Source organism: Streptococcus sp. 2022WUSS083 (assembly GCF_044427155.1).
Classification (GTDB): Bacteria; Bacillota; Bacilli; order Lactobacillales; family Streptococcaceae; genus Streptococcus; species Streptococcus hashimotonensis.
Map to the genome: position 1 here is coordinate 184,601 of NZ_JAOTGK010000002.1, position 24,635 is coordinate 209,235.

Annotated in this window: 19 protein-coding genes; 16 read left to right on the forward strand and 3 right to left on the reverse strand. The window is 41.0% G+C overall.

All coding sequences use genetic code 11. The annotated features are described in order from the left end of the window. Positions 1 to 8: 8 nt before the first annotated feature. From asnS to ODU41_RS02995, 16 genes are all read left to right on the forward strand, one after another. Positions 9 to 1,355: an asparagine--tRNA ligase gene (gene asnS / locus ODU41_RS02920; RefSeq protein ID WP_014638198.1), complete on the forward strand. Its 1,347-nt coding sequence runs from the start codon at positions 9 to 11 to the stop codon at positions 1,353 to 1,355. Between the two features lie 215 nt (positions 1,356 to 1,570). Further along, complete coding sequence (relB, locus tag ODU41_RS02925) at positions 1,571 to 1,798, forward strand: type II toxin-antitoxin system RelB family antitoxin (RefSeq protein ID WP_002938604.1); 228 nt, start codon at positions 1,571 to 1,573, stop codon at positions 1,796 to 1,798. Beyond that, positions 1,788 to 2,057, forward strand: a complete 270-nt coding sequence (locus tag ODU41_RS02930; protein ID WP_024385504.1) for a type II toxin-antitoxin system RelE/ParE family toxin — start codon at positions 1,788 to 1,790, stop codon at positions 2,055 to 2,057. Before relB ends, ODU41_RS02930 begins: the two co-directional genes overlap by 11 nt. A 353-nt stretch (positions 2,058 to 2,410) precedes the next feature. Beyond that, positions 2,411 to 3,730, forward strand: coding sequence for an MATE family efflux transporter (locus tag ODU41_RS02935; protein ID WP_398578631.1), 1,320 nt, complete (start codon positions 2,411 to 2,413; stop codon positions 3,728 to 3,730). Positions 3,731 to 3,913: 183 nt separating this feature from the next. After that, entirely contained in the window at positions 3,914 to 4,291 is a 378-nt protein-coding gene (locus ODU41_RS02940; protein ID WP_029171852.1) for a RidA family protein, read from the forward strand. 21 nt (positions 4,292 to 4,312) lie between these two features. After that, positions 4,313 to 5,200, forward strand: coding sequence for an RNase adapter RapZ (rapZ, locus tag ODU41_RS02945; protein WP_024412169.1), 888 nt, complete (start codon positions 4,313 to 4,315; stop codon positions 5,198 to 5,200). Then, positions 5,197 to 6,171, forward strand: coding sequence for a YvcK family protein (locus tag ODU41_RS02950; protein WP_024400159.1), 975 nt, complete (start codon positions 5,197 to 5,199; stop codon positions 6,169 to 6,171). The genes rapZ and ODU41_RS02950 overlap by 4 nt, the downstream gene beginning before the upstream one ends. After that, positions 6,168 to 7,085, forward strand: coding sequence for a DNA-binding protein WhiA (whiA, locus tag ODU41_RS02955; protein ID WP_029171851.1), 918 nt, complete (start codon positions 6,168 to 6,170; stop codon positions 7,083 to 7,085). The genes ODU41_RS02950 and whiA overlap by 4 nt, the downstream gene beginning before the upstream one ends. Positions 7,086 to 7,370: 285 nt before the next feature. After that, complete coding sequence (locus tag ODU41_RS02960; RefSeq protein WP_024414617.1) at positions 7,371 to 8,066, forward strand: Crp/Fnr family transcriptional regulator; 696 nt, start codon at positions 7,371 to 7,373, stop codon at positions 8,064 to 8,066. A 261-nt stretch (positions 8,067 to 8,327) separates the two neighbouring features. After that, positions 8,328 to 9,557 carry an arginine deiminase gene (arcA, locus tag ODU41_RS02965; protein ID WP_014736009.1) on the forward strand — a complete coding sequence of 410 codons (1,230 nt, stop codon included), beginning with the start codon at positions 8,328 to 8,330 and terminating at the stop codon, positions 9,555 to 9,557. Then, positions 9,557 to 9,997, forward strand: a complete 441-nt coding sequence (locus ODU41_RS02970; RefSeq protein WP_044760898.1) for a GNAT family N-acetyltransferase — start codon at positions 9,557 to 9,559, stop codon at positions 9,995 to 9,997. Before arcA ends, ODU41_RS02970 begins: the two co-directional genes overlap by 1 nt. Before the next feature lie 18 nt (positions 9,998 to 10,015). After that, a complete protein-coding gene (argF, locus tag ODU41_RS02975) occupies positions 10,016 to 11,029 on the forward strand; it encodes an ornithine carbamoyltransferase (RefSeq protein WP_011922164.1) in 1,014 nt (337 codons plus the stop codon). Positions 11,030 to 11,343: 314 nt separating this feature from the next. Beyond that, positions 11,344 to 12,291 carry a carbamate kinase gene (arcC, locus tag ODU41_RS02980; RefSeq protein ID WP_009909634.1) on the forward strand — a complete coding sequence of 316 codons (948 nt, stop codon included), beginning with the start codon at positions 11,344 to 11,346 and terminating at the stop codon, positions 12,289 to 12,291. Between the two features lie 342 nt (positions 12,292 to 12,633). Further along, the gene (locus ODU41_RS02985; RefSeq protein WP_024411618.1) at positions 12,634 to 14,136 is read left to right on the forward strand and encodes a YfcC family protein; all 1,503 of its coding nucleotides are present in this window, start codon (positions 12,634 to 12,636) and stop codon (positions 14,134 to 14,136) included. Positions 14,137 to 14,254: 118 nt separating this feature from the next. Further along, entirely contained in the window at positions 14,255 to 15,595 is a 1,341-nt protein-coding gene (locus tag ODU41_RS02990; RefSeq protein WP_014636894.1) for a dipeptidase, read from the forward strand. A 369-nt stretch (positions 15,596 to 15,964) separates the two neighbouring features. Next, positions 15,965 to 20,245: a family 16 glycosylhydrolase gene (locus ODU41_RS02995; RefSeq protein WP_398578632.1), complete on the forward strand. Its 4,281-nt coding sequence runs from the start codon at positions 15,965 to 15,967 to the stop codon at positions 20,243 to 20,245. A 52-nt stretch (positions 20,246 to 20,297) separates the two neighbouring features. Here ODU41_RS02995 and ODU41_RS03000 read toward each other — a convergent pair whose 3' ends face one another. Genes ODU41_RS03000 through ODU41_RS03010 form a run of 3 tightly spaced genes read right to left on the reverse strand, consistent with a single transcriptional unit; the run spans position 20,298 to position 24,466 of the window. Continuing rightward, a complete protein-coding gene (locus tag ODU41_RS03000) occupies positions 20,298 to 21,818 on the reverse strand; it encodes a hypothetical protein (protein WP_105138723.1) in 1,521 nt (506 codons plus the stop codon). Between the two features lie 3 nt (positions 21,819 to 21,821). Then, positions 21,822 to 23,483 (reverse strand): Hsp70 family protein, encoded by a 1,662-nt coding sequence (locus ODU41_RS03005; RefSeq protein WP_024411622.1) that lies wholly within the window; start codon positions 23,481 to 23,483, stop codon positions 21,822 to 21,824. Then, positions 23,480 to 24,466, reverse strand: a complete 987-nt coding sequence (locus tag ODU41_RS03010; RefSeq protein WP_172065150.1) for a hypothetical protein — start codon at positions 24,464 to 24,466, stop codon at positions 23,480 to 23,482. The genes ODU41_RS03005 and ODU41_RS03010 overlap by 4 nt, the downstream gene beginning before the upstream one ends. Between the last annotated feature and the right edge of the window lie 169 nt (positions 24,467 to 24,635).

A 24,635-nucleotide genomic window follows, 5' to 3' on the forward strand; every position in this document is an offset into this window, starting at 1 on the left:
GAAAAATAATGTCTAGAAAATTGATTACCATCAACCAAGTAAAAGATTATGTCGGTCAAGAAGTGACCATTGGTGCCTGGGTTGCCAACAAGTCTGGCAAGGGCAAGTTAGCCTTCCTGCAATTGCGTGACGGAACAGCCTTCTTCCAAGCAGTTGCTTTCAAGCCAAACTTCATTGAAAAATTCGGCGAAGAAGCTGGTGCGGAAAAGTTCGATGTAGCAAAACGCCTCAGCCAAGAAACGTCTGTCTATGTGACAGGTATTGTCAAGGAAGACGAGCGTTCTAAGTTTGGCTACGAGTTGGATGTGACAGACCTTGAAGTCATTGGTGAGTCACAAGATTACCCAATCACACCAAAAGAACACGGAACGGACTTCCTTATGGACAACCGTCATCTCTGGTTGCGTTCGCGTAAGCAGGTCGCTATTCAGCAAATCCGTAATGCGATCATTTATGCGACCTATGAATTCTTTGAAAAGAATGGCTTTATCAAGTTTGATAGCCCAATCTTGTCAGGAAATGCTGCAGAAGATTCGACAGAATTGTTTGAAACGGACTACTTTGGTCAACCTGCCTACCTCAGCCAATCAGGTCAGCTTTACCTTGAAGCTGGTGCTATGGCACTTGGTCGTGTTTTCGACTTCGGACCTGTTTTCCGTGCGGAAAAATCAAAAACTCGCCGTCACTTGACTGAGTTTTGGATGATGGATGCCGAGTATTCCTTCCTCAGCCATGAAGAGTCACTTGATTTGCAAGAAGCTTATGTCAAAGCCTTGATTCAAGGTGTTATCGACCGTGCTCCACAAGCCTTGGAAACTCTTGAGCGTGATGTGGATGCTCTCAAACGCTATATTGCAGAACCATTTAAACGTGTGGCTTATGATGATGCCATTACCCTTTTGCAAGAGCATGAGGCTGATGAAGATACGGACTACGAACACATCGAGCATGGGGATGATTTTGGTTCGCCACATGAAACTTGGATTTCAAACTACTTTGGTGTACCGACTTTCGTTGTTAACTATCCAGCAAGCTTCAAGGCCTTCTACATGAAACCAGTTCCTGGTAATCCAGAGCGCGTGCTCTGTGCGGACCTTTTGGCGCCAGAAGGCTACGGTGAAATCATCGGTGGTTCTATGCGTGAGGACAATTACGATGCCTTGGTAGCCAAGATGGACGAGCTCGGCATGGACAAGTCAGAATACGAATTCTACCTTGACCTCCGTAAATACGGATCTGTGCCACACGGTGGTTTCGGTATCGGTATTGAACGTATGGTAACCTTTGTCGCTGGTACAAAACACATCCGTGAAGCCATTCCGTTCCCACGTATGTTGCATCGCTTGCATCCGTAATACAGTCGTTCAGTTTTTCTTTTATTACGTCGTTAACTCGCTTTGCCGTACCTTAGTACAGCCTGCAGCTCGTTGCCTAGTACTAAAAGTAAACTGAAAGACTGCGAAGTAAATATTCACTTACAGACTACAAACGTGGTCTGTTTTTCTGGTGTCAATTGATATTTTGAACGAATTGTTATACAATGTATTACAAGAAGAAAGTAGGTGGAATGATGGGAATTGTATCCTTGCGGTTAAACGATGCAGAAGAAGAAATCTTCAGAAGCTATGCCATTCATACAGGAAAAAGCCTGTCTGAGTTATTTAAAACTGCACTTGCTGAACAGATAGAAGACCAGTTGGACTATGAAATTGGTATCAAGGCTTTGAAGAAATTCCAAGAAAATCCTGTTACACACTCGATTGATGATGTTCTTGCGGAGTTAGAAGATGGCTTATAAACTTGTTCTCAGCGATGATGCTTTGAAACAGTTGAAAAAAATGGACAGGCATGTGGGGATGATGCTTGCTAAGGATTTGAAAAAACGTTTGGACGGTTTGGAAAATCCAAGACAGTTTGGCAAGGCCTTGGTTGGAGATTATAAGGGCCTGTGGCGGTATCGTGTGGGAAATTACCGTGTGATTTGCGATATTATTGATAACAAAATGGTCATCCTAGCCCTTGAAATCGGGTACCGGAAAGAAATCTATAAAAAGTGAAGCCTTAGGAAACTAGGCTCGGTATCGGTGCACTTCTCAGAGCTCGTGTCAACATCTCAGCGCAGTGGTTGATTGGGTTTAACAGTCCAGTGGACTGTTAAAGGTTGGAGATAAGATTTGCGAAGCAAATCTCAGCAATTCGTGTTTTCCACTCCAAATCTTCCTTATACGACTGAAGCGAACGGAGTTCGCCTTATCTCCAACCTCCAAAGGTTCCCCGAACCTTTGGAGCTGTGCGGGGGTGGGGAGACGAACTCCTTTTTGACTTATCGAGTTCTTCCCCATTCCCTGTTTTCTTGCTTTTTAACCGGTATTTATTTATAATTGTTCTAAATAAAGTTATGGAGAGGAAAATGAAGCAAGAAAGTTTAGGAAAAGAAATTATTCGTTTGGCCTTGCCTGCTACGGTGGAAAATATCTTTCAGACCTTGGTTGGTTTTGTGGATACCCTCTTGATTGCACAACTGGGGCTGGTAGCGGTGACGGCAGTGGGTTTGGCCAATACGATTCTCAATGTCTATTTGGCGGTATATATGGCTTTGGGAGTTGGGGCAACAGCTTTGATTGCTCGGTCTATTGGAGCAGGAGATAGGGAATCTCTTATCTTTCATGTCCGTCAAGCCTTAGTGCTTTCAGTAGGTGTAGGTCTGATATTGGGGTTACTATCCCTTATTTTTGGGCGGCAGATGCTGGTTTTGATGGGGGCAGATGCGGAGAGTTTGGCTGGCGCCCAGGCATTTTTTTACTGGGTTGGTGGTTTGACGATTTTCCAAGCTCTGATGACCATTTTGGGAACAATCTTGCGGGCATCTGGTGATACAGTATCTCCTATGAAAATGAGCTTACTGACCAATGGTTTTAATGTGGTTTTGGACTATTTCTTGATTTTTGGTATTGGCTCTTGGTCAGGTTTGGGGATTGTAGGGACAGCCTTGGGAACCGTCTTAGCTCGCTTGCTTGGTACCGTCTTGCTTTACCGCAAGGTGCAGCAGACTAACTTGGCAGTTGATTTCAAACAATTGTTCCACTTGGGAAGTCCTAAGGAAATGGTGGATTTGACCCTACCTGCAGCAACCGAACGCTTGGTTATGCGATTGGGACAGGTGGTCTATTTCAGTTTGATTGTGGGGCTGGGGACGACTATCTATGCTTCTCACATGATTGCAGGCAATATCGAGAGTTTTACCTATATGCCAGCCTATGGTCTTGCGACAGCGGCAGCGGTTTTGATTGGTCAAGCCTTGGGAAAGGGGGACATCCTCACAGTTAGACGGGTCGCATTTCACAGCTCTGCCTATGGTGTTACCATCATGTCCCTGCTCGGTACCATCTTATTTTTCGGAGCTCCAAGTTTTGCTCTACTATTTACCAAAGACCTAGAAGCCGTCAAACAAGTTGTCACAGCCTTACGTATTGATGCTTTCAACCAGCCAGGCCTTGCGGTTTCTTTAATCATGGCTGGCGCACTGCAGGGCTTGGGGGATACCAAGTCGCCTCTCTATTCCACAGTGGTTGGGATGTGGGGGCTGCGCGTCTTAGGTGTTATCGTCTTAGGTCAGATGTTCGGTTTAGGAATTGCCGGCGTCTGGCTGTCGCTTTTGATTGACCTGCTACTGCGAGCGATTTTTCTGACTTGGAGATTTTATGTAAAAACAAGAAAACTGGCTGAGTAGGCTAGTTTTTTGGTATAAGCAGGTAGTTTTAGAAATAGATTATATATTGCCTTATTTCATGTTGGTGATACTATCTCAATTCCTTTTTTATAAAAGAAAATAGGTGTAGGATAGTAGTAGGTGAGCTGTTTTATACAGAACTTGTGCTATAATAGATATAAAAAATTAAAAGGAGATAGAGATATGAAAACCATTCACACAGATAAGGCACCTGCAGCAATTGGTCCATACGTTCAAGGGAAGGTTGTTGGAAATTTCCTATTTGCCTCTGGTCAAGTTCCTTTGTCACCTGAAACTGGTGAAGTGGTTGGTGAAACCATTCAGGAGCAGACTGAGCAAGTCTTGAAAAATATCGCAGCAATTTTAACAGAAGCAGGAACAGACTTTGACCATGTGGTGAAGACGACTTGTTTCCTAAAAGATATGAATGATTTTGTAGCCTTTAATGAAGTTTATAAAACAGCTTTCTCAGCAGATTTTCCAGCTCGTTCAGCGGTGGAAGTTGCTCGCTTGCCACGTGATGTTAAGGTTGAGATTGAAGTTATTGCAGTTATTGATTAGAAGAGAAAAGGAGGGAATGTCATGTCGGACAAACTCCATTTAGTGATTGTGACAGGGATGTCTGGAGCTGGTAAGACGGTAGCCATTCAGTCTTTTGAAGACTTGGGTTATTTTACCATTGATAATATGCCACCGACTCTCTTGCCGAAGTTTTTAGAGTTGATTCGCCATAGTCAGGATAACAATAAGATTGCTCTTGTTGTAGATATGCGGAGTCGCTCCTTCTTCTCGGAGATTCGAGAGGTGTTGGATGAGATTGAGGGGGCAGAGGATTTAGATTTTAAAGTCCTATTCTTGGATGCGACGGATAGTGAATTGGTTGCTCGCTATAAAGAAACTCGTCGTTCCCATCCTTTGGCGGCTGATGGTCGTGTTTTGGACGGGATTCAGCTAGAACGTGAACTTTTGGCTCCCTTGAAAAATATGAGTCAAAATGTTATTGATACGACAGAGCTGACTCCTCGTAATCTGCGTAAGGAAATCTCGGAGCAGTTTGCTAGTCAAGATAATCAACCGTCGTTTCGCATAGAAGTGATGTCCTTTGGTTTCAAATATGGGCTACCTCTGGATGCAGACCTGGTTTTTGACGTTCGGTTCCTACCAAATCCCTACTACAAGTTAGAATTACGGAATCTTACAGGACTAGATCAGCCTGTATTTGACTATGTCATGGAGCATCAAGAATCGGAAGAGTTTTATAGTCATTTGCTCGGCTTGATAGAACCGATTCTTCCTGGTTATCAGAAGGAAGGAAAATCAGTTCTAACGATTGCCGTTGGATGTACGGGTGGTCAGCATAGAAGCGTAGCCTTTGCTAAACGTTTGGCAGACGATTTAGAGAAAAATTGGAATGTCAATCGTAGTCATCGTGATAAGGACAGACGGAAGGAGACGGTCAACCGCTCATGAGAAAACCAAAGATTACAGTTATCGGGGGCGGGACTGGTATTCCAGTCATCTTGAAGAGTTTGCGGGATAAGGATGTAGAGATTACCGCTATCGTGACGGTAGCTGATGACGGAGGATCTTCGGGGGAAATTCGTCAGGCTTTGCAGGTGACCCCTCCAGGTGATTTGCGTAATGTCCTTTTGGCTATGTCGGATATGCCCAAACTTTATGAACAAATTTTCCAGTATCGTTTTGCGGATTCAGATGGTCCCTTGGCTGGTCATCCGCTAGGCAATCTCATCATTGCTGGTATTTCAGAAATGCAGGGTTCAACCTACAATGCGATGAGGTTGTTGACGCGCTTTTTCCATACGACAGGGCGGATTTATCCATCTAGCGAACAGGCCTTGACCCTTCATGCTATTTTTACAGATGGGACCGAGGTAGCAGGTGAGAGCAAGATTTCCAAGCATAATGGGATGATTGATCATGTCTATGTGACAAATTCTTATAACGATGATGAACCGAAAGCCAGTCGCCAAGTAGTTGAAACGATTATGGAAAGTGACATGATTGTACTTGGACCGGGTTCTCTTTTTACCTCAATCTTGCCGAATCTGATGATTTCTGACATTGGCAAAGCCCTAAAAGAAACCAAGGCTGAAGTGACCTATGTGTGCAACATTATGACCCAACGGGGAGAGACTGAGTTTTTCTCAGATGCGGACCATGTGGCGGTTCTCAATGCTCACCTAGCTGAACAATTCATTGATACAGTTTTGGTCAATATTGAGCCAGTTCCACAAGAGTATATGAATAGTAATCAGTTTGATGAATACTTGGTACAGGTAAAACACGATTTTGCAGGTTTGCAAAAACAGGCTAATCGTGTGATTTCTTCGAATTTTCTTCGCTTGGAAAATGGCGGAGCTTTCCATGATGGTGACTTGGTGGTAGAAGAGTTGCTCAAGATTTTGCAGGTGCGGTCATGAGTTTTACAGTACAAGTAAAGGAAGAATTGCTGCTTCAGTCTAGCCAAAATAAGAGCGAGCTATCTGCTATTATCAAATTATCAGGTAGTTTGGGCTTAGCTTCATCAGGTTTGACTCTTTCTATCAGCACGGAAAATGCAAAGATTGCCCGTCACATTTATGAACTGTTACTTCATTTCTACCAGATTAAGGCTGAGATTCGCCATCATCAAAAACCTAATCTCAAAAAGAATCGTGTGTATGCAGTTTTGATAGAAGACGGCGTGAATGAGATATTGAATGATTTGTATTTGGCTGATAGCTTCTTTGGATTAGAGACGGGGATTTCTCCCTTGGTTTTGGAAAATGATTCGTGGAGTCAAGCCTATCTTCGTGGAGCATTTTTAGCGGCAGGCTCTGTTAAAGATCCTGAAAAAGGGAAATACCAGCTTGAAATAGCTTCTGTCTATAGTGACCATGCCAATGACCTGGCCAATCTGATGCAGAAATTTCTTTTGGATGCCAAAGTCATTGAGCGAAGTAAGGGAACTATTACCTATCTGCAACGTGCAGAGGACATTATGGATTTTCTTTTGGTGATTGGAGCAGAAGAGGCAAAGACAGAATTTGAGAATGTTAAATTGCTTCGTGAGGCTCGAAATGATCTAAATCGAGCTACCAATGCGGAAGCTGCTAATATTGCAAAGACGGTCAATGCTAGTATGAAAACAATTAATAATATTATCAAAATTATGGATACTATCGGTCTAGATCAGTTGTCAGGTGACTTGCAGGAGATTGCCCAGTTGCGAATTCAACATCCAGACTATTCCATTCAGCAATTGGCGGATAGTCTAACGGTACCAATCACTAAAAGTGGTGTCAACCATCGTTTGCGGAAAATCAATAAGATTGCGGATGAATTGACTGAATAGATAGGTATACATAGAATGCTACAGTCTTTTGAATTAACTTTGATACATCGTTACTTTCGGCTTGCCGTACTCTAGTATTGCTTGCACCTCAGTTCCTTGTCTGAAAGTTCATTCATTCGACGAGACTAAGACTGGTTCGAGAGGACCAGTTTTTTGTATTAACTGTGATAGCATTCCTCTTCACAGGAATGATCCTGTTTTATGAATTTTTCAGTAATGATTAGCATAGAACGTTAATATATGTTAAAATAGATAGAAGGATACTTTAGCTAGAAAGGAGTTTTGATGATAAGCAACGAACAATATGATTATCTAAGGGCACATCCAACTTTTGAACGTTTGACACGTGATAGCTTTGATCAATTAGCTAAGCATATTCGTTTTCGAAAGATTCCTAAGGGACAAATCTTTTTTTACGCAGAGGATCCTAGAGATTATCTATTTGTATTGTATAAGGGCTATGCTCGGATTGAGCAATATGATGAGACGGATAGTTTTACGTATTTAGACTATATTCGGCAGGGTGGTGCCTTTCCTTTTGGGGATATGTTTCAGGACAAACCTTACCATTATACTGCCATTGCCATAACGGACCTAGAGTATTTTATTGTGCCGATGGTCTTGTTTGAAACCTTGTCGAAGATAAATCCTAGTCAAATGACTTATATCTGTCAAAAATTATCCAAAGTGCTTCGTTTTCAAGAGTTGCGCTTGCGAAATGCGATGCGTTCCAAGGCATCAGATCGAGTCGTCCAAGCCTTGGCTCTTCTTTATTGGGATATGTGCCAGCGCGATCAGTTTGCTACCTTGCCATTTGAAATTCATATTCAAGAGATTTCGCGTTTAGCAGCTACGACACGGGAAACAGTTAGCCATGTTTTGAAGCAACTGAAACAGGATGGTAAAATTGCTTATAGTCATAAACAGTTAACTTATTTAGATATTGATTATTTCTTAGAAAATTTGACAGAAACTCATTGAAGTTTCTGTTTTTTTATAAAAAAATAAAAATTCATATAATGATATAACGGAAAGAATTATGCAGAATATAGGCGATATAATCGATAATTATTTATAAATAAGGTTAAAAATGTGAAGAATTTCTCAAAATGAATGTGAGCGTTTTCAAGTTTTTGTTTTTTTGCTCTGTTAAACTATGGATGTAAAGAGGAAATGAGAGGCAGGAAAGCGTACGGTCCTCCTCGTTTCCCATCATGTATAAATCTACAAGGAGGACAGATCATGTCAAACCATCCAATTCATGTCTTTTCAGAAATTGGTAAGCTGAAAAAAGTTATGTTACACAGACCAGGTAAGGAAATTGAAAACCTCATGCCTGACTATCTAGAACGCCTACTCTTCGATGATATTCCGTTCTTAGAAGATGCACAGAAAGAGCATGATGCTTTTGCTCAAGCTCTTCGTGATGAAGGTGTAGAAGTGCTCTACTTGGAAAAATTGGCTGCTGAGTCACTTGTTACACCTGAAATTCGTGAACAGTTTATCGATGAATATCTTGAAGAAGCTAACATTCGTGGTCGGGCAACTAAAAAGGCAATTCGTAAGCTGTTGATGTCTATTGAAGATAATCAAGAACTGGTTGAGAAAACGATGGCCGGTGTTCAAAAGGCAGAATTGCCAGAAATCCCTTCTGAAGAAAAAGGTTTGACAGATTTGGTTGAATCCTCTTACCCATTTGCAATAGACCCAATGCCAAACCTTTACTTCACACGGGATCCATTTGCTACGATTGGTAATGCTGTTTCTCTTAACCACATGTATTCAGAAACACGTAACCGTGAAACCTTGTATGGTAAATATATCTTCACTCATCACCCAGAATATGGTGGAAAAGTTCCATTGGTTTACAATCGTGAAGAAACTACTCGTATCGAGGGTGGGGACGAATTGGTTCTTTCAAAAGATGTTTTGGCAGTAGGTATTTCACAACGTACCGATGCTGCATCAATTGAAAAACTATTGGTAAATATCTTTGAACAGCATGTTGGCTTCAAGAAAGTATTGGCATTCGAATTTGCTAACAACCGTAAATTCATGCATTTGGATACGGTATTTACCATGGTTGACTATGATAAGTTTACTATCCACCCAGAAATTGAAGGTGACCTTCGTGTCTTCTCTGTAACCTATGAAAATGATACACTTCATATTGAAGAAGAACATGGTGACTTGGCAGAACTTTTGGCTGCGAACCTTGGTCTTGAAAAAGTAGAATTGATCCGTTGTGGTGGCGGTGATATGGTTGCTGCTGGTCGTGAGCAATGGAATGATGGTTCAAATACATTGACCATTGCACCAGGTGTGGTAGTTGTTTACAAACGCAATACGATTACCAATGCAATCCTCGAGTCCAAAGGGCTTCGTTTGATTAAGATTGGCGGAAGCGAATTGGTTCGCGGTCGTGGTGGACCTCGTTGTATGTCAATGCCGTTTGAACGGGAAGACATCTAATGCCAAGTATAGAACGAACAACTATCGGTTCGGAAGAATGGCAACGTGCAGCCTCTATCTATGTCCGCTATAAGGTATTTGTTCTTGAGCGTGGCATTGCAAAGGAAGATGAATTTGACCAGAATGATATTGAAGGAAGAGTTTACGCCAATCTCTTTATTGGTGAGGAGCCTGTTTCAACGGGACGTTTTCTTCCTGTCGGTCCTGGTCAAGCTCGTCTAACCCGAATAGCCACTCTACCGAATTTTCGTGGAAAAGGCTATGGAAAAATGATTATCAGCTCTTTGGAAGCTTATGCACGTGAAACAGGCTTTCATCAGTTGGATATACATTCGGAGTTAACCGCAAAGACTTTTTATGAGTCAGTCGGCTACCAAGCAACTTCTGAAGTTTATCAAGAAGATGGAGAATGGTGCCAGACATTGACAAAATTTATTTAAACATTAGGAGAAGAGACAATGACAAACGTATTTAAAGGCAGACATTTCCTTGCAGAGAAAGATTTCACACGCGCAGAATTGGAATGGTTGATTGATTTCTCAGCTCATTTGAAAGATTTGAAAAAACGCAATATTCCACACCGTTATTTGGAAGGTAAAAATATTGCCCTCTTGTTTGAAAAAACATCCACTCGTACTCGTGCTGCCTTCACAGTAGCATCTATTGACCTTGGTGCCCATCCAGAATATCTTGGTGCAAATGATATCCAACTTGGTAAGAAAGAATCTACAGAAGATACTGCTAAAGTTTTGGGACGCATGTTCGACGGTATTGAATTCCGTGGTTTCAGTCAAAAAATGGTGGAAGAATTGGCAGAATTCTCTGGTGTGCCAGTATGGAATGGTTTGACAGATGCATGGCACCCAACTCAAATGTTGGCTGACTACTTGACTGTCAAAGAAAACTTTGGCAAGTTGGAAGGTTTGACTTTGGTTTACTGTGGTGATGGCCGTAACAACGTTGCTAACTCACTTTTGGTAACGGGCGCTATCCTTGGTGTCAATGTCCATATCTTCTCTCCAAAAGAACTCTTCCCAGAAGAAGAAGTAGTTGCCTTGGCTGAAGGTTTTGCGAAAGAAAGTGGAGCACGTGTTCTCATTACTGACAATGCTGACGAAGCAGTCAAAGGCGCAGATGTTCTCTATACAGACGTTTGGGTATCAATGGGTGAGGAAGACAAATTTGCAGAACGCGTTGCCCTCTTGAAACCATACCAAGTGAATATGGAATTGGTGAAAAAAGCAGAAAATGAAAATCTCATCTTCTTGCACTGCTTACCTGCCTTCCATGATACAAACACTGTTTATGGTAAAGATGTCGCTGAAAAATTTGGCGTAGAAGAAATGGAAGTAACAGACGAAGTATTCCGTAGCAAGTATGCTCGTCACTTCGACCAAGCTGAAAACCGTATGCACACTATTAAAGCGGTTATGGCTGCTACTTTGGGGGATCCATTTGTTCCACGTGTGTAATACTCTTCGAAAATCAAACTCATACGTTGTTGCCTCGATTTGATGACTGAAAAGCTCCAGTGGAGGTTTTCAGCCTGTTCCCTTGAAGTATAAAAGGAACGGAGTTCTATCTTCATATGTCGAAACGAACTTCGCTCGCTTTATTTCCAACCTCCAAAGGTTCCCCGAACCTTTGGAGCAAGTCTGATTTTGATTTTCATTGAGTATATTCTCTAGTCATCGCAACCTCCGGGGGCTGGCACCCAGCCCCCTTATTTTGAGGATAGATGTGTAAGCGATTACTATTTCGCGAAAGTGAGGAAAAAGCAAGAGATATGGCAAATCGTAAAATTGTAGTAGCCTTGGGTGGCAATGCCATTTTATCGTCCGACCCATCGGCTAAAGCACAAAAAGAGGCCTTGGTACAAACAGCCAAGCACCTTGTAAAATTGATAAAAAATGGGGATGACCTTATTATCACGCATGGTAATGGTCCTCAGGTTGGAAACTTACTTCTTCAAAACCTTGCTGCTGATTCGGAAAAGAACCCAGCTTTTCCACTAGACAGTTTGGTAGCCATGACAGAAGGTTCGATTGGTTTCTGGTTGCAAAATGCCTTGGAAAATGAATTGCACAAGGAAGGCATTGAAAAAGATGTAGCATCTGTTGTGACCCAGGTTATCGTGGATAAGAATGATCCCGCCTTCGAAAATTTGACCAAGCCGATTGGACCATTCTATACAGAAGAAGAAGCGAAAGCAGAAGCAGAAAAGACTGGTGCAACCTTCAAAGAAGATGCCGGTCGTGGCTGGCGCAAAGTTGTTGCTTCGCCAAAACCTGTAGGAATCAAAGAAATTGGTACCATTCGTACCCTTCTCAATGCAGGTGAGGTAGTCGTAGCTGCTGGAGGCGGAGGTATTCCAGTTGTCCAAGAAGCAGATGGCACCCTGACCGGTGTGGAAGCAGTTATCGATAAGGACTTTGCTTCTCAATGTTTGGCAGAATTGGTTGACGCAGACTTGTTTATCGTCTTGACCGGTGTAGACTATGTCTTTGTTAACTACAACAAACCAGACCAAGAAAAATTAGAAACAGTTACTGTGGCTGAATTGGAAGAATATATCAAACAAAATCAATTCGCACCAGGTTCCATGCTACCGAAAGTTGAAGCAGCTATTGCTTTTGTAAACAATAAGCCGCAATCAAAAGCAGTCATTACCTCATTAGAAAACTTAGGCGCTTTGATTGAATCCGATAGCGGCACTATCATTGTCAAAGGCTAAGCAGCTGTATGTATCGTTGAGGCTTCTATTTATGGATGTACTCTGCATGCAAATATAGTTTTTAAACTAGACGGGTTATTTATTGATGGAGTTAGGGGAGTGAAAGTGTTGATAGTCCCACAAGGGTTCCCTTTAATCTAAACATGAAGGTCTGGTCTTCTAAGCTCCCTCCCCTCTCATCCATTTCCTATCAAGTATCTATCTATAAGCAATGATTTCAGATAATAGACTGAAGGAGATAGACATCTCTTGAAGATAGGTGGATATTTGATACGGTTATTACGGATACAATTTCCCTTAAATAGGGGATAAACTTTCAAAATATTATAGGAGGTTTTTGCGATGAGCGAAAAAGTGAAAAAAGGCTTTAAATTGCCTTCGTCTTATACAATATTGATGCTCATTATTGCCTTTATGGCAGTGATGACATGGATTATTCCAGCTGGTCAGTATCAGGTGGATGAAGCTGGACATTTGGTGGCTGGTACCTATGAGAAGGTTGCTCAAAATCCACAAGGGATTTACGATGTTTTTATGGCTCCAGTTCGTGCCATGCTTGGTCACGGTGCGACTGAAGCAGCGATTAACGTAGCATTCTTCATCATCATGGTTGGGGCCTTTCTTGGTGTAGTTAACGAAACAGGTGCACTTGATGTAGGGATTGCTTCTATTGTAAAACGCTTCAAAGGTCGTGAAAAAATGTTGATTTACATCCTCATGCCTTTGTTTGCCTTGGGAGGCTCAACCTATGGTATGGGTGAAGAAACAATGGCTTTCTTCCCGCTCCTTGTTCCTGTTATGATGGCGGTTGGTTTTGATAGTATTACTGGTGTAGCTATCATCTTGCTAGGTTCTCAAATCGGCTGTTTGGCTTCTACTGTAAACCCATTTGCGACAGTTGTAGCCTCTGACGCAGCAGGTGTAAGTGTTGCGGATGGTATGATTTGGCGCTTGGTCTTCTTCGTTGTCATTCTCTTGATGGGGGTTCTCTTTGTAGCCAACTATGCTGAGAAAGTGAAAAACGATCCGACTAAGTCCTTGGTTTACAAACAGCGTGAAGCAGATATGCAACACTTTAATGTCGCAGCAACTCAAGAAGTGAATGCAGAATTATCACCAGCTCAAAAACGTGTTCTCTGGGTGTTTGTACTAACATTTGTTCTCATGATTTGTAGCTTTATTCCATGGGAAGATTTGGGTGTGACTATCTTTACACAATTTAATGATTGGTTGATTGGTCTTCCATTCATCGGTCAAGTGATTGGTTCTTCAACAGCTGCTCTTGGTACTTGGTACTTCCCAGAAGGAGCAATGCTCTTTGGTATCGCAGGGATTGTAGTTGGTTTAGTTTATGGTATGAGTGAAGAACGTTTGGTAAAATCCTTCATGTTCGGTGCGGCTGATATTTTCAGCGTAGCTTTGATTTGTGCTATCGCGCGTGGTATTCAAGTCATCATGAACGATGGTATGATTACTGCCACTATTCTCCACATGGGTGAAGAAGGATTGCAAGGTTTGTCTTCACAAGTATTCATCATTTTGACCTATCTCTTCTACCTACCAATGTCCTTCTTGATTCCATCTTCATCAGGTCTTGCAGGGGCTTCTATGGGTATCATGGCACCTCTTGGTGAATTTGTAAATGTACCAGCGAGCTTGGTTATCACAGCTTTCCAAGCTGCATCAGGTCTCTTGAACTTGGTGGCTCCAACATCAGGTATTGTAATGGGAGCCTTGGCACTTGGTCGTGTTGAAATTGGTACTTGGTATAAATTTGTAGGTAAGTTAATCGTAGGCATCATGATTGCCTCCATAGCTATTTTGGTCATTGCGACATTCTTCTAATCGAAATTCTGGGTCAGATTTTATCATGAATACAGATAAAATTTGGCTCAGTTTTTCCTTTTATGATAGAATAGTGCTAGAAAATATATCATATCTTATTATGTTGAAAGGGGACACAATGAGAACAAGTTTTATTCAGTCATCGCATCAGGAGGCATGTATTCAAGCCATCCAAGAACTGGTTGCTTTTCCTTCTGTTTTGCAAGAACATCAGGCAGATACGCCATTTGGTCAAGCGATTCAGGATGTTCTGGAGCACACGTTGGCTTTGACGGAAAAAATGGGTTTTAAAACTTATTTAGACCCTGCTGGCTATTATGGCTATGCTGAAATTGGGCAAGGCGAAGAATTATTAGCAATCCTTTGCCACTTAGATGTGGTACCTGCTGGTGATCTTAGTCAATGGCAGACGCCGCCTTTTGAGGCTGTGGTAGAGGGAGATTATATTATTGGACGCGGGGTTCAGGATGATAAAGGTCCTTCGATGGCGGCCTTATTTGCAGTAAAAGCACTTCTTGATGCGGGAGTCCAATTTAACAAACGGATTCGTTTCATTTTTGGAACAGATGAAGAGACCTTATGGCGGTGTATGAACCGCTACAATCAGTTGGAAGAAGTAGCAACTATGGGCTTTGCACCAGATTCTTCCTTCCCCTTGACTTATGCTGAAAAAGGATTACTACAGGCTAAATTGCATGGTCCGGGTCACCCTTGTTTGAGTATCGAAGCGGGAACTGCCTATAACGTAGTACCTGCCAAGGCAAGCTATTCTGGTCATTTATTAGCCGGAGTTATTGCGGAGTTAGATCAATTAGGCTTTGATTATGAAACCAAAGATGATCAAGTAACGGTTCTTGGTATTTCGCGGCACGCCAAGGATGCTGCCGAGGGGGTCAATGCCATCGTTCGTTTGGCAAAGGCTTTGGAACATTTCGAAAATCATCCAGCCTTGGACTTTATCGTCAATGCAGTTGGTGAAGATGCCACAGGATTTAAGCTTTTTGGTGATGTGACCGATGAACCATCAGGGACACTCAGTTTCAATATTGCAGGTCTAACCATTAGCGCAAAAAAATCAGAAATTCGCTTGGACATTCGTATTCCTGTCACTGCGGATAAAGAAGCCCTAGTTTCTACTTTACAAGCCAAAGCGCAATCATGTGGCTTGACCTATGAAGAGTACGACTACCTTGCTTCCTTGTATGTGCCATTAGACAGTCAACTGGTATCTACGCTCATGTCTGTTTATCAAGATAAGACAGGAGATTTGACAAGCGAGCCAATCTCGTCAGGTGGGGCTACCTTTGCTCGTACTATGCCAAACTGTGTAGCCTTTGGTGCATGTTTCCCAGATACAGAACAAACAGAGCATCAGGAAAATGAACGCATGCCATTAGAAGACTTATATAAAACAATGGATATTTATGCTGAGGCAGTCTATCGCCTAGCTGCGGAATAGCCATTATCAGTATTGAATAGTAAATTACAGTTTAAAAGCTCTTAGTGAAATATCTAAGGGCTTTTCTTATGAAGAATATCATTGAAAGATGAGATAGAAATGTGTCACTGTTTACAAGAAGTGGACAAAAATATATGAAAGTGTGACTTATTATATGCTGTTTTAGAAATAGACCCCATCTGCATATAGAATAAGTCAAGTTAGACTATTCTACAATAAAACGCTTACATGTTATATTTGTGACAGAAATGCGATTGCACATCAACCAGTAAACTGAATTTTGAGTCTTATACGAGACTAAATAGGTTTACAAACTGCTTTATTTTGGCTATAGGTAGGATAAACTTGCAGATTTTATAGGAGGAAATAATGAAAAAAGAAACAAGTAAGTTTACGAAAAAAGTCATTCTTGGTCAGCTTCTTATCTGTACCAGTTTTTTGGTATGGGCAGGGCAGACTGCAGTAGCAGAGGAGGTATCTCAGGGAGAACCAGTAGCAATCAACAATGATGTTCCCCCTACTATTGAAGCAAAACCACTTGTGGAAGCTACTCCATCAACTGAAACAGAACCTTCAACTCCAGAAGAAAAACGGGAGGAACCAAAGGTAGTTGAGAAAAATGTGATAGAAGGAAAAGAGCCGACTACCAACAGTCAGCACTTGATGGCTTCAGAATTGACGACCATTCCTTCGGTTGCCATAAAAAATCCAGAGAAAGCAACGGATGGTGTGGCTTACGGTAGTTCAGATGATGCCAGCAACAATACAAAAATTATTGCAGGTGAAGAAACGGGAGGTGCTGATAATGGCTATTCTCAGTGGGATCATGTCTATGTTCAGTATGACTTTGAAAAGGAAGTTCCTGTCCATGCTGTAAATATTTACCGTAATACCTATGAAAATGCAATCTCTACATTTAAAGATGTTAAGGTCGAGTTGTCCACCAGCGAAGACTTTTCTCCTGAAACTACGAGGGTCATCTTCGAACAGGCAGATGTAGAAGAGACAGTAACAAACAAGGGGAAACCACAAGTTATTCAACTCTTGTCACCGTTTGATGCACGTTATATGCGTATTTGGGGACGGGGGCATTATATCCAAAATACAAACAGTTCCTGGAAGGGATATAGTAATGGCGTTCTTTTCAACGAGATAGAAGTCTTGGCGCAGGTTGAAACAGACGAAAGCGCAAACGAAAATCCACAGACCGAGCTAATCAATCTTGCCGAATTGAAGAAGCCATATTTTTATGGAAAAGCTCCCACCAATCCAGAAGCCATTAATGATGGCAAATTTGATGAGAATTATACTACTCAGGAATCAAAAGGCATGGGAGCCTATCTCCAGTATGAATTTAAAAATGTCTACACTATCGAGGAAATCAAGGTTCAATTAGCTCAAGGTACCTATTCTCATTTTCGTGTAGATTTAGATGATGATTACAATGCATGGAACACCTATAAAACAGTTTATCAAGCAAGCAATCTTTCTGTGAATGAAGGAGAGATTTTGACGATTGCGGTTCCGAAAGGCTCTAAAGCAAGATACGTTCGATTTACAGGGGAATCTGCTGACGGAGAAGCACTCCGTTATTCAGAAATCCAAATTATGGGACATGGAAAATCATATGATGAAGCCGCACCTGAATACCTTCCGCCAAAATCTGATTACGATACCTTAGTCTGGTCTGATGAATTTGACGGAGATAAGATTGACGAAAGCAAGTGGCAGATTATTGATGGCATGTGGAACCACGCAGCTATCTACAATCGGAAAGCTGTTTCTATTAAAAAAGAAGGAGACAAGAGCTATTTATCTATTCGCACTACCAATCATAATACGACAGATGAGCTGATAAAAGCAGTTGGTTTGGACCGCTATAATGATACGAAATTGCCAGAAAAAGTAACCTGGTCATCTGGCCGTCTAGAATCTAAGGATAAATATTCTTTCCAATTTGGTCGGATGGCTGTCCGCGCCAAGGTAAATGACTCTAAGGGAATCTGGCCGGCTATTTGGATGTTGGCACAGGATGAGACTGGTCACGATGAGATTGATGTTTTGGAATATCTAGGGCAAAATCCATGGGAGGCATGGACAACAAATCATTTTGGTATTCTAGCTAAAAATAAGGAATCTCACGGTGTACCAATTAAGAATTATGAGGCCTGGAGTCAGGAATTCCACGTCTATGAAGTAGAGTGGACTCCAGATGTTATCAAATGGTATATTGATGGAAAATTTGTTTTCCAAACTATGCGCGGTAAGGATAGGGATGGTATGCATACCCGCCCTATGTTCCCAATACTGGAAACCCAAGTTGGTGATGGCTGGGTTGGTGACGTTGACTACAGCAAAAATATGACCAAGCAAGATAGTGAATACCTGATTGACTGGGTACGCGTTTACCAAAAAGCAGGACAAGACAAGGTTTACTTTGATAATCTAGACGATGCAACTGCTAGTGACTATACAATTAAACCAAGTGAGAAACGTGGTCAATTAGTATCAGTTTCACACGGTCAGGCTGCGCATGAAAATAAAAATAACTTTTATTATGGAGGGCAACCACGTTACGAAACAAGTCGTCTATATGCAGATGGTCAAGGTGAGAATGCACTCATTTATAAGGTGAATGATCCAAGAGCACTCCATCTTACAACCTATTATAAAACCTTGGAAGATTATGCAGTATACAATGATAAGGCATGGGCCAAGGAAGGAAAATCTATTCGTAAACACTTGGTTGGAGCAGCTGAAGGTGCAATTGATTTTACCGTCTATTCATCGGTTGATGGGAAAACTTGGAATAAGGAAACAACAAGTGTAGTTGATAATTTTGTAGAGGCGACACCAGCCTATGCACGTACGACATTTGATATTAGAGACATCCGAAGAGGAACCAAGTATATCAAGATTGTCTTTCCAGAATTATCAGGTATATCCTATAAATTGGAAAGCGGAGCTGAAAAAGCAGTGGTTGCTAGCGATGTTCAACTGGCAAAAGTTACCTTTGTAGCTGCGGACCCTAGTGCAGAGCCAGAAAAACCGATTGTTGACGAACGTAAATTAAGTTTATCCAAAGTTTTTTCTCTAGATGCTGGCCGTAAATATTTCTCAGTTGACCAATTAAAAGAGATTGTTGATTTGGCTTCTTATTATGGTTATACAGATTTGCACCTATTGGTGGGTAATGATGGCATGCGATTCCTATTGGACGATATGGAATTGACGGTTGGTGATAAGACCTATACCAGCGATGCGGTAAAGCAGGCACTTATCAATGGAAATAATCATTATTACAACGATCCAAATGGAAATCATCTTACCCAGGCAGAGATGGACGAACTGATTGCTTATGCTAAGGCAAGTAATGTTCGTTTGATTCCAGCCGTAAATAGCCCGGGACACATGGATGCCATTTTAGAAGCCATGGAAGAGCTTGGTATCCCATCTCCTAAGTTTACTTACAACGGTAAAACTTCTGCGCGAACAGTTGACTTAAATAACAAAGAAGCAATTGCTTTTACCAAAGCATTAATTGATAAATATGCTGGATATTTTTCAGATAAGGCCAAAATTTTCAATATCGGTCTGGACGAATATGCAAATGATGCTACAAATGCGTCGGGCTGGCGCATCCTTCAATCTCAGGGAGACTATGGCAAATTTATTCAATATGCCAATGAGTTAGCGGCTATCGTCAAGAAGCATGGTTTAGAGCCAATGGCTTTCAATGACGGTATCTATTATAACCACGATACTAGTTCAGGTACTTTTGACAAGGACATTATTGCTTCTTTCTGGACTGGTGGCTGGGGAGGATATGACGTTGCCTCATCTAAGTTTCTTGCTGACAAAGGCCATAAGATTTTAAATACCAATGATGCTTGGTACTATGTTATTGGACGTGAAGCAGAAGGTTGGGGATGGTATAATCTTGATCAAGGTTTGCGTGGAATTGAATCAACACCACTGGAAGTTGTTCACAAAAATGAAAACTCAGAGATACCGGTAATTGGTAGTATGGTTGCTGTTTGGGCAGATGATCCAAGCAAAGAATACAGTTATGATTCTGTTCATCGCCTCATGTACGAGTTTGTAATGGCGAATCCAACTTACTTTTTAGCTGATTATGTTGATTTGCACGAAGAAATTGGTAAGCTTCCTGCTGATTTGAGTGATTATAGTCCAGAGAGCGTAGCAAACTTAAAAGAGGTTTTGGACAAGATTGACTGGAAACTCAGTAAAAATAACCAGGCATTTGTAGATGGTTATTTAGCAGAGGTAAAAGCTGCGCGTGAAGCATTAGTTCCTCTGCCACCACTAGTGACAACAAAAGGAGACAGCGTCAAAGCGGAGCCCTTACCAGTAGGGCAGTTACCTTTGATTACTGCTAAGGGAAAAAGTGTCCAAGCAGAACCACGTCCCGCCTTTAAGGGATACCTGACACCAAACTATGGTCCCTCTGTCACGCCTTTATCCCTTGTATCAAAACCAAGCAGTGAGCAGTCAAATTCCAAGCAAGCAGCATCTCAGAAGAAAGAATTGCCAAATACAGGCGCAGTAGATGGTCTTGGATTCACTCTTCTTGGACTTATCGGCCTAGCAACTGCTAGTCGTCGGAGGAAAGCAACAGACAGTAAATAAGTATTGTTTACAAATAACACCATCCCAGAAGTTAAGTTGGGATGGTGTTATATTATATCTTAAAAGCGTCTTCAAAACTTTGATATTCCTGATAAAGGTGCCATTGGATGAGTGTTGACTGTTGTAAAAAGGCATCATCAACTCGAAGTAACTGCTGCTGATACAGTAAAAGGAACTTTTTAAGGTTTTGTTTAGACCATCCGATTTCTTCTCCTTGTTGTAGGACTGGCAGGAGAGATTCTAAATCATCAACTAAGTAGGAAATTTGCCATTTCTTTAAATGATTTATAAACAAAGGGATTTTTTGAGCGAAATATCGAGAGGATAGCGTTTTGTAGATACCGTTATGCTCAATAGAGGTAATCAATAAATATAGTTCGTTCCAAGATTGTATGTTCTGTTCGGAATAGTTGGGAACACAGCGAAATCTTTCGATTTTAAAAGAAAGTTTATTTTTGTATTGAAGGCGGTAAAAGATAATCTGATTTGCAAAGTAAAAGTTAGGAATATCTCGCAGTGCTTCTTTTAAATGATTATCACCTAGGGAAAGTTTTGCGTTATAAGTGGCTAAGAAAGTCATAAAGGCAATAAAGAATGTTAGACCTAAAAAGCCATATTGAATGGGAAAACCTGTCAGGATGGAATAATGGATTAATAAAAGACACGTACCGCTAATTAGCGGATGTACTCGCTTATTCAAGTAACGTAATGGCTTCACTACCTCTTCAACTTCGGGAGAACCAAGGTATTTATAGTTAAAGAGTAGACTCAGCTGATTCCATAGAATAATAAAGAAAAGGAAGCGGTAGTCATAATCAAAAATACTAAGTAGGTAAGTGAATAGTGTAAATAGTATCAGATAGATAGTCGTTACATTATGACGAGATTTAGATGGAATAAACTCGGTCTTAGTCGTTTGGAATAATAAGTAGATAGCTAAGGCGTAAGCAAATCCTCTAAAGATACTGGTAAGACTAAAAACATGGTATTCAAAAATATCCAGATATGCACCTATAAAGCTAGGAATCATACATAGAGCAATAATGCCTCCTAGTATATACAAATGCCTATTAAAATCCTTCTGAAATACAGGTTCGTAGTCTAAGGAGCATCTCCTTTTTTGTAGACGATTTAGGACCCGCAAGGTCAAGAAGGAACCCCAAATATTGCTGAGAAGGAAGCTGATTTGTTCATCTCCCAGTTCAATTGTAGTTCCCGTAAGACAGGTAAGAGAAATAAGCAAAGTGAGTAGAGATAAGAATTGCGCAATTCCAATAAATATTGATAGTGCTAATAATAGTCGGTTATCATTTTTATTTTCGAATTGAGCTCGCCGCGTTTTGCACCATTCTAAAAGATAGGCTCTGTTACTTGCTTTACGACAAGATTTTGCTCGTCGCTCAATGAGTCGTATGACTCGAATATCATATATTGAATCAAGGATTGATTCGTTCAATTGCTCGAGTATCAAAGCCATCTGACTTGGATGATATGATAGTAGGGCCTTCCAGCGTGCATAGGAGCGATTTGTGCTAGAAGCTAAGGTTGTTAACAGAGTGTGTACATCTAGCATGTCCTACCAACTTTCCTCTAGTCCATCTAGCTGGTTTTCAAATATTTTGTTAGCTTTCGCGATGCGTTTTGCATCTTGGGTCTCAATCACTTTTTCATATCGCTGAATACAGTTCATCAAATAATCACGCTGTTCGGCTAATAGGGTCCGGAATAGACGTTCTGCGCGTGCTCGTAATAATTGGTAATGTTCACTATCTCGAGGATGGATTTTCAAAGAAGCTAGTTTTGCTCTTTTTTCCAATATTTCTTCGGCGGATAGCTGTTGTCGATCACGTAGTATTGTTTTGTTGTACACTTTTCCGGTAGATAGAACGGTAATATCTACATCGAGAATACCGTTTATATCATAAGAGAAGCGGCAGTCTATTGCTTCATGTTCTTCATGATTTACAGGGATTGGAATATCCAAGGAACCGAGAAGAAGATTGGTGTCGGCTTGGTAGTTTTCTCCTTGATAAATGGTAAATAGAACATGTTGTTGCCCTAATTCATTCGTCCAGTAGCGTTCGACGTAGGAGGCAGGAAGTGTTGTATTTCTTTCTATTATGGGTGAGAAGACATTTCCAACAATGGCAGTTCCTAATGTAAAAGGACAAATGTCTGTTAACACAACATCTTTGATACCCTTGTCACGTTTTTTAATACCTGTTACAATACCACACCCCATAGCTACGGCTTTATCCTGATCAACTTTAACGGAGATGGGACGTTTGAGCAGAAAAATTAGATAGTCTTGAATGAGTTTCATTTTAGTTGAGCCGCCAACTAGGATGACATCGGTCAAGTCTTCAGCATGTATCTGGGCATCTCGTAGGGCATTTTGAATAGGGGCATTCATTTTTGCAAGGAGAAAACGACAAATCTCCACATATCGTTCCTTGGTTAATTTATACACATGAAGACTATCGTTGATGTTTACAGACATTCGAACGCTATCTTCCTTATTGAGGGCCAATTTTGCTTTTTCAGCTTCCTGGTAAAGAAATCCCATTACCTCGTCAGACAAGTCTGATTTTTTATAAGGAAGATTTTGGATGAAGTCTTCAACAATTTGTTGAGTGAAGTCTTCCCCACCTAAGTGGTTTTCTCCAGCAACCGATACGATTTCAATAACATTGGCAAAAGCATCAACAATTGAAATGTCGAGTGTTCCCCCACCGAAGTCAATAATCATATAAGTGGCATCTTCTTCTCGACTGTGGTGGAGAGCAAGGGCGGCAGCAGATGGTTCATTGATAATTCGTTCAATTTTGACACCTGCTAAGTGACCAGCAATTTTTGTTGCTGCGCGCTGATCATCGCTGAAATAGGCAGGGACGCTGACAATAATTTCATCAACCTTTTCACCTAGAAATTCTTCGGCATCTTCAATCAATTTTTTCAATATGAAGGCGCTAAGCTCCTCAGGTAGATACATCTGATCACCTAGAGGCAATTTTTTCCCAGTTCCCATTAGGCGTTTGAATCTTGATTGTGTAAGATGAGGATGACTCATCAACCGTTCTTTAGCAAATTTTCCTACGATGATATCTCCGTTGTCAGATAAACCGACTACAGAAGGTGTTAAGAAATCGCCCAAATTGTTGGGAATGAGTTCTACCTTATTATTACGCCATGTTGCAACTAGTGAATTTGTTGTTCCTAAATCGATTCCAATAATCATACTAATCTCTCCGTTGATAAACCTTTTTGAGTCTCAGGATTATTTAATCCTATCCAATAAATGTATCCAGCCAGTTCATTTAAACCATAATTTTGACAGAGTTGAACAAGTTCAATACGGTGTTCCCAAGGGCCAAAGAAGTAGTAGTTTAAAAGATGGGCTGTTAGTTTGTTACAGAATTGTTCATTGGCTACAAAATAGCGGAAGTCATCACTGCGAAAGGCTTTCAATAGTAAATAAAAATCGCTTACCAATTCGAGAGAAGACAATAATTTTCCTAGATACTCTTCTGCTGCTAGTGCTATTGATTCTGTATCGGTACTAAATTGATCTTCTAATTGCTTTTGTTTATCTTGTGATAGATAAAGAGCTAGTTCATCTAATCCCAGTAGTTCACACTGCTCAATGACCTTTTTGCGTTCAAATTCTTCCCCGTAAAAAGTAAGCTGACTGAGTTCAGCAATTAGTTGCTTTTGTATTTCTATATCTCTGATATGGAAATTGAATTCATCGGAAAGTAAAATTTGATATAGAAGATGGTAGTAAGGGGAGTTTTTGCAGGCAGTTATTATATTGTCTACAAAGTTGGTATTTTCAAATAGTTGGTTGTTGGCAGCGATAGTTTGTTCGCTTGCTTCCTGTTCGGGAATTTCTTCCGAATGTGAGAAAGTAGAGAAATCAAAAGTGGAATGAGAAATATCTTCAGTTTTATTCTCGTTGCGATCATCAAAGAAATCGAACGATGTCGCACTCTGCTGATTTTCAAGGTTACTTTGTTCTCCAAACTCAGTAAATGTTTGTTTTGGCTTTGGTCTTGCTTGCTTAGCGTATTGTAAGGCTGCTTTATAAGCATGCTGTAGGCGTTTAAAACCTTCGGGGTCTTCTTCAGGATGGACCTTTTTAATCCGTTCAGCGTATGCTAATTTTATAGTACGTTGATCTGTTGTTGCAGCAATTTGCAACTCTTGCCAACAACTTTTCATATTCATTACTCCTTTATGGATACTTAAATTATTATAGCATATTTGTTGCGAAAAATTAATGGGAGTGGGAAAGAACTCGACCAAGATAAAAGAGTTCGTCTTCCCACCCCCCGCACAGTTGATTAGGCCAGATTTGGAGTGTAAAACACGAACAAATCTGCCAATCAAC

What these genes read in the sequence shown, in the direction of transcription:
- asnS (WP_014638198.1), top strand. Translation starts at nt 9, where the DNA reads ATGTCTAGAAAATTGATTACCATCAACCAAGTAAAAGATTATGTCGGT.
- relB (WP_002938604.1), top strand. Translation starts at nt 1,571, where the DNA reads ATGGGAATTGTATCCTTGCGGTTAAACGATGCAGAAGAAGAAATCTTC.
- ODU41_RS02930 (WP_024385504.1), top strand. Translation starts at nt 1,788, where the DNA reads ATGGCTTATAAACTTGTTCTCAGCGATGATGCTTTGAAACAGTTGAAA.
- ODU41_RS02935 (WP_398578631.1), top strand. Translation starts at nt 2,411, where the DNA reads ATGAAGCAAGAAAGTTTAGGAAAAGAAATTATTCGTTTGGCCTTGCCT.
- ODU41_RS02940 (WP_029171852.1), top strand. Translation starts at nt 3,914, where the DNA reads ATGAAAACCATTCACACAGATAAGGCACCTGCAGCAATTGGTCCATAC.
- rapZ (WP_024412169.1), top strand. Translation starts at nt 4,313, where the DNA reads ATGTCGGACAAACTCCATTTAGTGATTGTGACAGGGATGTCTGGAGCT.
- ODU41_RS02950 (WP_024400159.1), top strand. Translation starts at nt 5,197, where the DNA reads ATGAGAAAACCAAAGATTACAGTTATCGGGGGCGGGACTGGTATTCCA.
- whiA (WP_029171851.1), top strand. Translation starts at nt 6,168, where the DNA reads ATGAGTTTTACAGTACAAGTAAAGGAAGAATTGCTGCTTCAGTCTAGC.
- ODU41_RS02960 (WP_024414617.1), top strand. Translation starts at nt 7,371, where the DNA reads ATGATAAGCAACGAACAATATGATTATCTAAGGGCACATCCAACTTTT.
- arcA (WP_014736009.1), top strand. Translation starts at nt 8,328, where the DNA reads ATGTCAAACCATCCAATTCATGTCTTTTCAGAAATTGGTAAGCTGAAA.
- ODU41_RS02970 (WP_044760898.1), top strand. Translation starts at nt 9,557, where the DNA reads ATGCCAAGTATAGAACGAACAACTATCGGTTCGGAAGAATGGCAACGT.
- argF (WP_011922164.1), top strand. Translation starts at nt 10,016, where the DNA reads ATGACAAACGTATTTAAAGGCAGACATTTCCTTGCAGAGAAAGATTTC.
- arcC (WP_009909634.1), top strand. Translation starts at nt 11,344, where the DNA reads ATGGCAAATCGTAAAATTGTAGTAGCCTTGGGTGGCAATGCCATTTTA.
- ODU41_RS02985 (WP_024411618.1), top strand. Translation starts at nt 12,634, where the DNA reads ATGAGCGAAAAAGTGAAAAAAGGCTTTAAATTGCCTTCGTCTTATACA.
- ODU41_RS02990 (WP_014636894.1), top strand. Translation starts at nt 14,255, where the DNA reads ATGAGAACAAGTTTTATTCAGTCATCGCATCAGGAGGCATGTATTCAA.
- ODU41_RS02995 (WP_398578632.1), top strand. Translation starts at nt 15,965, where the DNA reads ATGAAAAAAGAAACAAGTAAGTTTACGAAAAAAGTCATTCTTGGTCAG.
- ODU41_RS03000 (WP_105138723.1), bottom strand. Translation starts at nt 21,818, where the DNA reads ATGCTAGATGTACACACTCTGTTAACAACCTTAGCTTCTAGCACAAAT.
- ODU41_RS03005 (WP_024411622.1), bottom strand. Translation starts at nt 23,483, where the DNA reads ATGATTATTGGAATCGATTTAGGAACAACAAATTCACTAGTTGCAACA.
- ODU41_RS03010 (WP_172065150.1), bottom strand. Translation starts at nt 24,466, where the DNA reads ATGAAAAGTTGTTGGCAAGAGTTGCAAATTGCTGCAACAACAGATCAA.